We start from the raw sequence: 12,842 nt of genomic DNA on the forward strand, positions 1-12,842 counted from the left end.
CAAACTTATCCATAGCCTAAACTGCCAAAAAGCGATATACTGGCAGCAAAGTTTCTCATTCAATATTCGTGAAGTATTTGCTCGATCGCTGCCTCCACTTTGTATGGACAGACCGACCAATTCGCCAGCGGGGAACAGTCATCATTGCTATTCCCATGATTTTTCTGTTTGCTTCGCTGCTAGCAATTGCCGGCCTCCGGGATAGTGCCATAAAGATAAGAAAGCGAGCAGATACTAATAAGGCAATACTTCAGGAAACTAACCGGTTGATCGGCCTGGTGGTGGATGCGGAAACGAGCATTAGGGGTTATGGGTTGACGCAGCGCCGCGAATTTCTATTACCCTACTTAGAAGCAAAGAAGAGTTTGCCTCCGCTGCTGGCTAAACTCAAGGTATTGGTTCAAGAAAGAAAACTGCAACCTCAGCGATTTGAAGAAATTAAAAAAAGTACCGAACAGCAAATAAATTTCTTGCAAAACATTTTGAATAAGCTCGACAGTTCGGCAAGAAGGATGCAGTCAGCGGAAAGAATTCAGGTGTTTGCTCAAGGCAAATTGAACATGGATAAGCTGCGTACACAAATTAATGCTTTTTCTGAGGCCGGCGAAGCCTACCAGAAAAGTGTAGATCGGCAACTAGGGGAGTTGGTAGATTTCATTAATTTTGTGCAAGTTGCGGGTTTACTTTCCGGCTGTTTGGGTGCAGGGGCTTCCTGGTATTTATTTGATAGTTTAGAGAAGGAATTGATGAAGCGGGAAGCTGGCTTGGAAGAAAGTAAAAGTCGCATTCAAGCTGTGGTAGACAATGCGGCTGACGGTATTATTACTTTGGACGCACAGGGAAATATTGAGTCTTTTAATAGGGCTGCAGAAAAGATTTTTGGCGAGAAAGCCGATCGAATAATTGGCTCTAACCTGCGGCGGCTGATAGCTCAACCGCTACCGCACAACAGCGTGGGGGATTATTCGATCGAATATTTTGTGTTGCATCCAGATACTACGCTGAAGACTTACCAGCAAGAAACAGTTGGAATTCGACACGACGGAACGAAGTTTCCGATGGAGTTGTCTGTCAGCGAAATGCGTCTGGCCAATCAACACTTGTTTATTGCGATTTGCCGCGATTCCAGAGGACGAAAACAAGCCGAGGAAACTCTGCGAAAGCAAGCGCAAATGCTGGATTTGGCAAATGATACGATCGCGGTACTAGACTTGAATGGGGCAATTTCTTATTGGAATTTGGGGGCGAAGTGGCTCTACGGGTGGCGGAAGTCGCAAGCAATGGGAAAAAATATTCACAAGCTTTTACAAACAGAATGGGCCCAACCGTTTGAGGTAATTCAAAAAGTATTTTTCGAGAAGGGCTCTTGGCAAGGAGAACTGGTGCGAACCAAGAAAGACGGCACAAAAATAACAGTCGCAAGCCGGTGGACTTTGCAGTACGACGATCAAGATCAACCGGTGGCTATTTTGGAAATTAGCAACGATATTAGCGATCGCAAACGCTCAGAAATTGCTTTAGCCCAAAGCGCGCAGCGGTTTCGCGCTACTTTTGAGCAGGCGGCAGTCGGCATGGTTCAAGCGAGTGTGGAAGGCAAATTTCTGTTAGTCAATCAAAAACTTTGCGAAATTTTGGGCTACAGCCGGCAAGAATTGGTGGAGAAAAGATTTCAGGATATTACTTGGCCTGGAGATTTGGCAAGCGAACTCGAACTGTTGCGCCAATTGTTAGCAGCAGAAATTGAAAATTTCTCTCTGGAAAAGCGCTACATCCGCAAAGACGGAGAGTTGGTGTGGGCCAACTTGACGGTTTCGCTCCTGCGAGAACAAAATGGCACTCAATTTCTGATGAGTGTGGTAGAAGATATTAGGGATCGCAAACAAGCTGAGGAATCGCTGCGGTTGCGCGCTCAAGAATTGAGGTTAACAGCCCAAAATCTGGCTCAAACGACCAATGTTTTAAGAAAGCGGAATCAAGAATTAGACCAGTTTGCTTATGTAGTTTCTCACGATTTGAAAGCGCCGCTGAGGGCGATCGCCAATCTCAGCAGTTGGATAGAAGAAGACCTCAGCGAGTCAATGACAGAGGATACTCTGCACCAAATGAACCTGCTGCGCGGCAGAGTTCACAGAATGGAAGCTTTGATTGAAGGACTGCTGCAATATTCCCGTGTCGGACGCATTAAAGTAGCTTTAGAAAGGGTAAAAGTTGAGAATTTATTAGCCGAAATTATTGATTCTTTGGCGCCGCCGTCGGGATTTGAGGTGAAAGTTGAACCGGGAATGCCAACTTTTGTGACAGAAAGATTGCTGTTGCAGCAGGTTTTTTCTAATTTAATTAGCAACGCAATTAAGCACAACCGAGCTGAATCTGGTCAGGTAAAAATCTCGGTTAAAGAGTTAGATGATTTTTACGAGTTTTCTGTAGAGGATGACGGGCCGGGGATTGCTCCTCAATATCACGATAAAGTTTTTGTAATTTTTCAGACCTTGGAAGCTCGCGATAAAGTTGAAAATACTGGGATTGGTTTGTCGCTGGTGAAGAAAATTGTCGAAGGTCAAGGGGGCAGTATTTCCCTAGAATCTGCTGAAGGTGAGGGAGCAACTTTTCGGTTTACTTGGCCGAAGCAACCTATTAGCCAAGACGGAAAATAAAACAACTCTCAAGGTATAGCACTCCTAAATGATTCGTGTAATTCTTGTAGGGGCAAAACCCACGCCCGGTTGCCCCGCCTTGACTGGGGTAGGCACGGGGAGTAGGGGTAGCACTACCCCTACATATTTTTACAAATGATTTAGGATTGCTATAGGAGGTTTACGGATCGCCGCAATCCAAAGAGTAAATGTAGGGTGCACGCGGACTACCCAGAACCCGATAGCGACTGTTTAAACTGCATCACAGCGGATTTCGATGATAAATCCATCAGGATCGTAAAAGTAAATGCCACGTCCTGTAGGGCGAGTGACGGGGCCGCTATCGATCGCAATTTGATTTGACTTTAGCACTTCCAGAGCGCGATCGAACAAATCCGGCTCGATATCGAAGGCTAAGTGGTTGGCGCGGGTAAAAGCTTTCTCCGGGTCTGGGTTTGGCGGTTCTAAGTCTGGCTGCCAAAATAAGTCAATAACAGTACCGTCTGGGGTAACGAAATTAGCGACTTTACCAGCGGCTACCATTTTTGTTAAAGTTGCGGGAATTTCTGCACCTGTTAGTTCGTGCAGGCCGAGAATTGTACCGTAGAAGTGGCGGGAAGCTTCCATGTCGCGCACGTTTAAAGCGATATGATGAACGCGGCGCAAATTCCCTGGCGCGAGGGCAATTTTGACGTTGTTTTCGGTAGTTTGCATGATTGTCAATTGCGAATCTTCAAATTGAAAGCAGTTTGATTTATTCAGATGGTGCCCTGTAAAATAAGCATTTTAAGTTGGTCGTGAAAACTTTTATTAGCGTCGTGCGATCGCACATAATATCAAGTATTCAGGACTTACGCATCGGGGTCTACAAACCGGGTTTTTTACCGAATCTGCGGTCTACAACGGGTTTTATCGTAAAAAAACCCGGTTTCTCAACAATCGTGCGTAATATCATGTCCGGTCGATTACTATAATATACGTAGGTTGGGTTAAACAAAGTGAAAACCCAACATCAATAGGTGTTGGGTTTTCACTTCGTTCAACCCAACCTACTGCAGGAATCGCGGTCAATCGATCGCACATCATATCGATTAGTATTATTTTTCTTTAGGAAACGATGCCATGCCTACAAATAGCATGGCCAGACCACCTGCCAGAATTGCGAAGGCAAGTACACCTACAACTAAATCTAATCCCGATGTATTTTCCATTAAATTAAACCGTTCTCCAATTAAATACAATCATCGGTATTCGTTCAGGGTTGAGTGCTTGCAAACAATGGGGAAGAGCAGAAAAAAAATAGCTTTCCACTTATTATAAAAAAAGCCTATTAATTTCTTCCCTCTTCCTTAAACATCCATCCGTTAAATCCGTTAAATTCTGTAAACTGCTTAGTTGCCGAACTTCTTATTTTGCCAATTCTCGATCGATAGCAGCGATTAGTTCGGGCGAATCGGGGCCAACACTGCTGCGGAATCTAGCAACCACTTCACCTTGTTTGCTAACTAAGAATTTCTCAAAATTCCAGGAAACCTCACCCTTGGGCTCGACTGCACTCGTCAGCTTAGCGTACAGCGGGTGCTGCTGAGTGCCTTTAGCGCGTACTTTGTCAAATAATTCAAATGTGACGCCGTATTTTGTAGTACAGAAATTGACGATTTCTGGATTACTTCCGGGTTCTTGACCTCCGAAGTCGTTGCAGGGAAATCCTAAAACACGGAGTCCAGCCGCGCTGTACTTCTGGCTTAATTCTTCGAGTCCTTTGTATTGAGGTGTATAGCCACATTTGGAAGCTACATTAACTATCAAGAGTACCTGGCCAGCGTACTCTCCTAGCTGCTTGTCTTCGCCTGCGATCGTTTTTACTTTAATGTCGGAGATTGTGCTGGGCATTTTCAAATACTTTTAAATTTGACCACCACAATTTTACCGCAAGTCGGTACAATTTTGTCTAGAGGTCGATCGCTAAAAATTTCCATCTCCCGGTCGGGGCGGGTTTACGGATATCGGGCTGATATTATAGATATGGGTGAACCCGCCCCTACCAAAATTACGGTTAATTTACCGAACACGATCTTAGTAGATGGCGGTGAACTTTCTCCCCAGCAGGACTCGCCACAGTCCGCTCTTAGATTTAAGTTTGTCGCTAATCGCTAAAATCTACACGGAAAAGGACGAATATTTTAACTCTCTGAGTTGTGTTCCGTCATCCATTTTTGGTAAGTATCCTCAAGTTGCTTGTCTTCGAGAACGAGTTCGAGGCGGACTTTCACGCAACCGTGACGGGGTTGAGAGGCGATCGAATTTAAGATTTTGCTAGCTTTCTGCACAGAGGTAAATTCAGCCTTAACTGTCGGTTCTTGGCGATCGCTCTTAATTTCCGTCAAATCTATACCGGTGATGTTTCCCTGGCCTAAATCTATTTCTGCCAACACCTTCGGATCGTCGCCGACTTGTTCGACAATCAGCTTTTCCCACTGGATGGGTACTTGTACCATCCGAGTTTCAATTTCTTTACGCACTATGACTTCGCCGACTTTGCGCTTGCTGCGATTGATCACCAATCGTTCTTCTAACAGGCGAATTACTTCTTGATCGACAATATCGAAGTTTTCCTCATCCCGATCAGTCTCCCCATTTGCATCTGTGCGATCGGCATCTGTTAGATTTGACATAACTGTTGAGGGATTTGTTAACTCACTGTTGCTAAATTCACTATCCGATTCGGAGCCATTTTCTAAATACGGAGACCCGCCATTTGCCGAAACTACCGGCAGCAGATCGAGGTGTTCAGAATTAATACTTACAAACAGCGCTTTTTGGTGATAATCGACTTTTTTGAGCAGCTTAACACTTAATAAAAAAATGCGGGGATTGTCGCTGCCTAGCCCGGCTACCACAAAGTTTAACTGACCGTTAGCATCAAAATAGACATCTTTAACTTTGCCTACTAAGTGACCTTGGTTGTCTTTGACGGTAAAACTTTTTAGCTTAGTTCTGACTTTTTCAGGCACCCGGTTGAGACGGGTTATTGATTTGGCAGTTGCTATCTTTTCTGCTGATGCTTGACCGTTCATTTTTTAAACTTTCCTGCTTAGGGATTTTTATTATGAATTGGTAAGGGGAAATTGGTAAAGGCGGGGAAAGTGTATAAACCTTGCCAAAACTAGACAAGTTTTGTACCCCCCCCCGCCCCTCACATAGGAATTGTGCGATCGCCACCAATTCAATCAAACCTGCGCGGTGACAGAATTATGTCATTAAGGCGCAATTCCTATGCCATACCTGTTGCGGTTGGTTTAGATCTTTGGATTTTTATTATCTACAACCGCAGTTCCATCGGTCTTAACCTCTAATTCTTCACGACGCAAGGTTTCTTCGCCCTCAACGGTGGTGCGAACCACTTCTTTTCTGACGTTGACTTCTTCGCGGACGAAAGCTTCCTTGTGAATGTCGGCCGTTTCTTCGTAGACTTCCATGCGTGCAACTTCCCCTGATTGGAAGTCAGCCTCACCGACTGAAACTACTCTACCCGCTTCTACCGGGGTTACTCGATCGATTACGACTCGTTCTTTTTCAATGGGTACTGAAGCTCGCGCTGTTTCAGTTTCCACGCGCTTGCCAACTGCTACTTCGCCTGTTTTTGCGCGGTGTTTGTTAGCAATCAAGCGTTCTTCATAAAGCTTGAGATTTTGGTGCTGCTGTTCGTTGGTTTCGTAGAGGGGGCGATCGATATCGTAGCTGTAGTTGCTGCGATCGTAGCTAGCAGGAGTTGCAGGAGTTGCAGTGCTGGCAGCGGCAGTTCCTTGATTGCGGTAGACGCCTCTTACCTGTTCTTCGCGATCGTAATCTACTGCTTCTAATTCATTGTAAGCCGGCAATTGTTCTGCTTGAGCTTTGTTGCGAAGACCTGTGGCGTGGACGCGACGGGCTCCGTAGTCGAAGCGAGCCGAGCCGATTGGCAACAATACTTTTTTGCCAAAAATCCAAATACCGGTGTCAATTACCAGATAGCGGAAACGACCTGTGTCATCAACCAAAGCGTCATAAACGGTGCCTACTTTTTCATCAGAGTCGCCGGCATAAACATCAAATCCCTTGATGTCGTCTCCCGCAAAGATTTCTTCCTGATAATTCGGATAAAAGTCTGCTAATTTTTGAAGGGCCATGTGTTTTTTCCTCTTTGCTCTACTTAAATTAATAGTAGAAATTAATTCGTTGACTTCCCTCTCCCTAAAGTCTGAAGTGTAGAATTTAGGGCGTTTAATACTATAGGAATACTACGGCATCTCTTCTTCTGTGCTAGCGCGCTCAGCTATTTAAAAGATTGTAAAACTCTACAAGCGTCCATCTTATAACAAGTATTAAAACTCAAAGCCAACCGTAGGGACACAGCAATGCCGTGTCCTACTCCCCCTGCTGGATACTCCTTTTCTGTTGCGGTGTGCCTACTGTTAATAATTGTTAACTAGGTAGTGACAAATCAACATTACATAGTAGTACACAAATCTCAAAGCCCCTCATCTTGTAGGAGAGGGCAGGGCTGTTTTATTCTCACGGAAATCATGGTTTTGTAGGGGTAGCGCCCCCGTGCCTACCCCCTCCACGGACGTGGGGAAATCATGGTTTTGTAGGGGTAGCGCCCCCGTGCCTACCCCCTCCACGGACGTGGGGAAATCATGGTTTTGTAGGGGTAGCGCCCCCGTGCCTACCCCCTCCACGGACGTGGGGAATCGGTGTTTCAAATATCGGGGCAACCACGGGGGGTTTGCCCCTACGGATAATGAAACAGCCGTGTAGGAGAGGGGCTTCGGGAAAGCTAGAAATTTTCAGTTCAGAGTTGATTGAATTGAGTTCTGATAGCTTCTATCCGACTGCGGTTAACTCCCAAATCTGACTCTCCCAGACGCGAAGCCGATCGCACGTGGATCACTTTTGCTCCATCATCTACCAAAAATTCAACGTCATCCACAAACCCCATCAAAGCACTGGTGAACTCCGCATAGAGGTAATTATCAGTTGCCGTGATAATTTTAGTTTTTCCATAGGAGTCGATCGCCCCTTTGAGCTTTGCCATCGCTTCACTCTGGGAGGAAGTGTATGCCAAAGGCTCAATTTTGTGTTCGGCATCTTGACTGAAGCTGCTGACGCAGTTGGGGGAACTCGGACACGCTGCGAGTTTTCCTGACACAATCCCGATATTGGCAGGTCTTTTTCCAGCAAACATGGTTTTTTCTCCGGGTATAGCGATAAAAGTAGCGATCGACAGTACCGCTACTGCTAGCAGTGATATTAAAATAACCAGGACTTTTTTCAATGCTGTCGGCGATTTTGTTTCAACTGTTTGCAAAGGATTAGCCCTCCTGAAAGTGCAAATTAAATCTAATTTTAATATTAATTGAAATTGACATCTAAAAATCACAAATATTTACTTTTTTCTTCAATTAACCAGTAAGTCAGCATTCTTCCTTTACCTTTAATCGGGATATGACCCCGTTCTTCCAAAACAAACTGCTCTTTCAAACGCTCGTAAGTCGCCGCCGTCACTTGAATTTTACCAGGCAATCCGTTCGACTCCATGCGTGAAGCAACATTAACAGTATCCCCCCACAAATCATAGCTAAATTTACTAATCCCAATAATTCCCGCCACCACCGACCCGCTGTGAATTCCGAGTCGCAATTGAAAATTTTCTCCCATTTTGGCATTAAACCTCCTCAAAGCTGCCTGCATCTCCAAAGCTAAAAGTGCGATCGCCGAGGAGTGATCCTCCCGCGGCGTCGGCAAACCCCCAACCACCATGTAAGCATCCCCAATCGTCTTAATCTTTTCCAACCCGTGCAATTCAGACAACCTATCGAACTCCGAGAAAATCCCGTTCAAAATTTCTACCAACTGCGTCGGACTTTGGTGAGCCGAAAACTCTGTAAAACCCACCAAATCAGCAAACAAGACGCTCACTTCATCAAAATGATCCGCTATCAACTTTTGCTCTTTTTGCAAGCGTTCTGCAATAGGTTTCGGTAAAATATTCAGCAGCAATTTCTCTGTTTGCTCTTGCTGCAATTTCAGGGCGGCCTCAGCTTGTTTGCGCTGAATAAGCGAACCGAGCTGCGTAGCAACCGCGCTCACTAATTCCAACAAACGCGGCTGACATTTCAGAACTTTTTCGCGATAAAAAATCAAAATAGCTAACACTTGGTTTTCCGCCACAATAGGCACCCCAAAAGCCGCTTTCAATCCCACACTCAGCGCAATTTCCGCTCGTAAAAAAACTTTTTCCGCTGCAGTAGAAACATCCTCGATCCATTCAGGCTGCTGCGACTGCCAAATCCTACCCGGGAGTCCCACACCGGGAGCAAAACTCAACTCCCAACTTGTTTGTTGGAATTGGGCAAAACTCAAGTCACTGACGTACCTACCTGTAGCGCATTTTAAAAATCCCTCACTGCAAGGAATCCAAGCTTCGCCCAGATTCCATTCAATAGTTTTGCAAATTAAACCTAAAATCACATCTATAGCCGACTCAAAATCCTCAGATTTGCTAATAGCTTGAGTGGCCTGCAGCAGCAATCTTGTTTCCATTTCTACCTGGTGGCGTTCAGCGATTTCCTGGTGCAACTGGATATTTTGATCGGTCAATTTTTGATTTTTTTCTTGCAATTGCATTTGCAATGAACGCACAGTAAGTTGATTGCTCACTCGCGCCAAGACTTCTTTCACCTGAAAAGGTTTTGTGATATAATCTGCTCCGCCCACTTCAAAAGCTTTTGCCTTATTTATTCCTTCTTCTAACGCACTGAGAAAAATGATGGGAATTTCCCTCAAGTGCGGTTCGGATTTCAGTTGTTGACAGAGTTCGTAGCCGTCAATATCCGGCATCATAATATCGAGTAAAATTAAATCGGGTGCACTAGATTGAATCGCATCTAACGCGGAAAAACCATTAGTAACAGGTCGAACTTTATAGCCATTTTTTTGCAAAATTCTAATCAACAAACGCAGATTATCTGGCGTATCGTCAACTACTAAAATATCGGCTTGATAGTTTTCAGTTTGTTCCGCCTTCATCTGCATTATCTGATGCCTCCGCCTCGGCAATTAAATTGAGAATTTTCTGGTAATCAAAATTATGGAGGTGACCCTGGAGGATTTCCGCCAATTCAGGATGAGGCTCCCTTATTTCGTCGATTGTCCTGACAATTAAGTCAAAATCCGCACTGAGGATTACCTGCTTCATGTTGTCTATCCATTCTGCAGGCAGTGTAGGTAAATAAGCAAGCGCAGCATTAGGGAGCGAGGCAGATAAATTATTTCGATCGCCTATTGAGATCGAGTCGGTTGAGTTAGAGTAGAGATACTTCACCCCCAAATGTTTGGTGAGGGTATCAAATATATCTGTTTTGCGGAAAGGTTTGCTAATAAAATCGTCGCACCCGACCAATAAAGCAAACGCTTGCCTCCCTTCAATTGTACTAGCTGTCAAAGCAATAATCTTCGGAATCGGGGAGTCGGGATGGGAAATATTCATTTCCCCGTTTCCTTGCTGCTCTTGCTCTCTCTGCTTGATTCTAGCCTTAATTTGTTTAGTAGCTTCGTAGCCGTCCATCACTGGCATTCGCACATCCATCAAAATTAAGTGCGGATGCCAATTTTCCCACATTTCTATTGCTTCCTGGCCGTTGGTGGCTTGTTGCAGCCCGAAACCTAAAGGAGAAAGCATTTTGACTAAAAGTTGGCGGTTGTCTTCGCGATCGTCCACAATTAAAATCCGGTAGCACGGTTGATTGGGTTCCAACCCAGTAACTTCGCGGTTCAGTTGCGGATCTGGAAGCTCAGCAGCATAAACCGCACCGACTGGAATTTCAAATTTAAAAGTGGTGCCGAGTTCTAGTTGACTTTCTACGACAATTTCTCCTCCCATCAGGCGGACAAATTGACGGCTGATCTTCAATCCTAAACCCGTGCCTTTCTGAATTTTTTGACCGGAAGCTGTTTGCACAAAAGCATTAAAAATATTGCCCAATTCTTCGGGAGCAATGCCAACTCCTGTATCTTCAATTTCAAATAGAAGGAAAAAATCTGGCACAGTTGAATCCTCAGCCTCCTCCCTCCATTCAACCTTGGCAACATCACTGCTAGTTCTCGAAAAATCCCGAATACTTCTTGTGGTATCAAAGCAAGCTGTGGGACTATCCAATAAATCCAGAAATCCCGATCTTTCTAACTTTATAACTCTTAAGGTGATTTCGCCTGTTGGCGTAAACTTAATCGCATTACTCAGAAGATTAATCAGCACTTGCCGCAGTTTAATATCATCGGTTCGCACGTACTGAGGAACGTCAGCATAGCGCTGGAAACGCAACTGCAATTCTTGATTGTTTACCCGCAGTTGAAACATATCTTGCAAATCGTCAAGCAAGCGGTAGAGGTCGAAGTTTTTTGGGTTGATCGTCATCCGTCCCGCTTCGATTTTTGACAAGTCTAATACTTCATTGATCAACGTCAGCAAGTGTTCGCCACTACGCCGAATAATTCTCATATTTTCTCGGTTTTCGACAGTAAGATCCGGGCTGGGTTCCATGATTTGTGCAAAGCCGAGTATAGAATTGAGAGGGGTGCGTAACTCGTGGCTCATATTGGCAAGAAACGTGCTTTTAGCTTTGTTTGCTGCTTCAGCAGCTAAGGCGGCTTGTTGCAGTTGTTCTGTGCGTTCGTCAATTTGGGCTTCTAAGGTGTGGTGGTAATCTGCTAGTATTTTTTCGGCTTGTTTGCGATCGCTAATATCTTGAAAAGCTGCGATCGCATAAACAATATTTCCGCTAGCGTCAAAAATCGGCGTGGTATTGATCTCGATCGCAATTCTTTTGCTATCTTGACGGATTTCTACATCGTCAACCTTGACAAATTCTCCTTTCAGTGCACGCAAGATTGGCAGATTATGCGGCGGGTAAAGCTCATCAGTATTGGCAACATAAAGTTGATAAGTGGCAGCTAATTGTTCCGCAGTGCTTTCCGGGATAGTGTCTGCACCCAGCAAATCCCGCGCTGCCTGGTTGAAATAGGCGATCGAGCCATCGGGATGATAAACAGATACCCCCACTGGCAAAGCTTCTAAAAATTGACTCAGGCGGCTTTCACTCGCAGACAGCGCCGCATTTGCTAGCTTTAACTCCTCATTTACTTCTTGCCGCTTATGAATTTCATCTGTTAACTTTTGGTCTTGCAAGTAACTGTGAATTGCTTCAACTACAGTTAATTTTAAGTCTTCATTTTTCCAAGGTTTAGGAATATAACGGTACAATTTAGCATACTTGATAGCATTGCTCAGAGCTTCCAAATCTGCTTGCCCCGTTAGCATAATGGTCAGGGTTTCCGGCGAGCTTTCGTGAATTCTTCTGAGCAGTTCATCCCCTTTAATATCCGGCATGATATAATCGGAAAGCACCAAAGCAACCTCGTATTCATCTGCCTGCAAATCGGCCAGCAAGTCTAAAGCATCAGCCCCCCCTTCAGCGGTTTCAATAATACACCGATCGCCGATCGCCTTTTTCAGTTCAATCTTTAAACTGTTCAAAACGTCAGGTTCATCATCAATACAAACAATCACAGGTTTTTTCATAACTTAGCCAGCCCAGATTTTATAGTGTCTATTAACTCTTTGCTTTCCCAGGGTTTGTACAAACAACAGTATAAATCTGCTTCTTCTACTGCCCGCTGAACTGCCGCTGCATCCGCTTGGCCCGTCAACATCACCTTAATAATTTTAGGATATTTTTGGTGAAGTTTAATTAAAAATTCGTCACCTTTAATTCCCGGCATCTGCCAATCCGAAACAACCACAATCACCTGAGCTTCTTCGGGAAAATCCTCAAGTAAATCTAAAGCTTCATCACCACTTTCAGCTAATTCATAAATGTAATCATTTTTAAATTCATTTTTTAGCTGCATCTTGAGAGTATTCAAGATATCTGGTTCATCGTCTACGCAAAGAATTACAGGCTTATTCATCTTTTCCTCTCTGCTTAAATGTTAGTATGTTTACCGACACAATCTCGTTTCCGGTTGGATGGGAATCATAAAGTCAAGGTGGCGCAATTCCACATTCCCCCACTCCCCATCCTCTATGAGTGTTACCGGAATTGATATGACTTCCTTTTACGTTATTGATTTCGGGCAAGGATGCAGGATATCTGTCCCCTATCTTAT

The 12,842-nt window shown here is 44.6% G+C and carries 10 protein-coding genes; 2 read left to right on the plus strand and 8 right to left on the minus strand.

Annotation, left to right across the window (positions count from 1 at the left end; translation table 11 throughout):
- Nucleotides 1-68 precede the first annotated feature (68 nt).
- A complete protein-coding gene (locus QT992_RS21925) occupies nt 69-2,654 on the plus strand; it encodes a PAS domain S-box protein (RefSeq protein ID WP_333377704.1) in 2,586 nt (861 codons plus the stop codon).
- A gap of 231 nt (nt 2,655-2,885) precedes the next feature.
- Here the strand turns inward: QT992_RS21925 and QT992_RS21930 are convergent, their stop codons facing one another.
- Entirely contained in the window at nt 2,886-3,347 is a 462-nt protein-coding gene (locus QT992_RS21930; protein ID WP_333318172.1) for a VOC family protein, read from the minus strand.
- A 693-nt stretch (nt 3,348-4,040) separates the two neighbouring features.
- Nucleotides 4,041-4,526: a glutathione peroxidase gene (locus QT992_RS21935; protein ID WP_333161383.1), complete on the minus strand. Its 486-nt coding sequence runs from the start codon at nt 4,524-4,526 to the stop codon at nt 4,041-4,043.
- An 18-nt stretch (nt 4,527-4,544) separates the two neighbouring features.
- On the opposite strand from QT992_RS21935, the gene QT992_RS21940 reads away from it, so the two are divergent.
- The gene (locus tag QT992_RS21940) at nt 4,545-4,790 is read left to right on the plus strand and encodes a hypothetical protein (RefSeq protein ID WP_333377708.1); all 246 of its coding nucleotides are present in this window, start codon (nt 4,545-4,547) and stop codon (nt 4,788-4,790) included.
- A 26-nt stretch (nt 4,791-4,816) separates the two neighbouring features.
- On the opposite strand, the gene QT992_RS21945 is transcribed toward QT992_RS21940, so the two are convergent.
- The 6 genes from QT992_RS21945 to QT992_RS21970 all read right to left on the minus strand — a co-directional run bounded on the left by QT992_RS21945 (nt 4,817) and on the right by QT992_RS21970 (nt 12,644).
- A complete protein-coding gene (locus QT992_RS21945) occupies nt 4,817-5,710 on the minus strand; it encodes a DUF2382 domain-containing protein (protein WP_333377711.1) in 894 nt (297 codons plus the stop codon).
- A gap of 222 nt (nt 5,711-5,932) precedes the next feature.
- On the minus strand, nt 5,933-6,802 hold the full coding sequence (locus tag QT992_RS21950; protein ID WP_333318166.1) for a DUF2382 domain-containing protein: 870 nt from the start codon (nt 6,800-6,802) through the stop codon (nt 5,933-5,935).
- A gap of 665 nt (nt 6,803-7,467) precedes the next feature.
- A complete protein-coding gene (locus QT992_RS21955; RefSeq protein WP_333377714.1) occupies nt 7,468-7,983 on the minus strand; it encodes a DUF1499 domain-containing protein in 516 nt (171 codons plus the stop codon).
- A 68-nt stretch (nt 7,984-8,051) separates the two neighbouring features.
- Nucleotides 8,052-9,710, minus strand: a complete 1,659-nt coding sequence (locus QT992_RS21960) for an adenylate/guanylate cyclase domain-containing protein (protein WP_333377717.1) — start codon at nt 9,708-9,710, stop codon at nt 8,052-8,054.
- The gene (locus QT992_RS21965) at nt 9,685-12,255 is read right to left on the minus strand and encodes a response regulator (RefSeq protein WP_333318161.1); all 2,571 of its coding nucleotides are present in this window, start codon (nt 12,253-12,255) and stop codon (nt 9,685-9,687) included. The genes QT992_RS21960 and QT992_RS21965 overlap by 26 nt, the downstream gene beginning before the upstream one ends.
- Complete coding sequence (locus tag QT992_RS21970) at nt 12,252-12,644, minus strand: response regulator (protein WP_333318159.1); 393 nt, start codon at nt 12,642-12,644, stop codon at nt 12,252-12,254. The genes QT992_RS21965 and QT992_RS21970 overlap by 4 nt, the downstream gene beginning before the upstream one ends.
- Between the last annotated feature and the right edge of the window lie 198 nt (nt 12,645-12,842).

The sequence above is a fragment of the Microcoleus sp. T3_D1 genome, from assembly GCF_036700405.1.
GTDB lineage: Bacteria > Cyanobacteriota > Cyanobacteriia > Cyanobacteriales > Microcoleaceae > Microcoleus.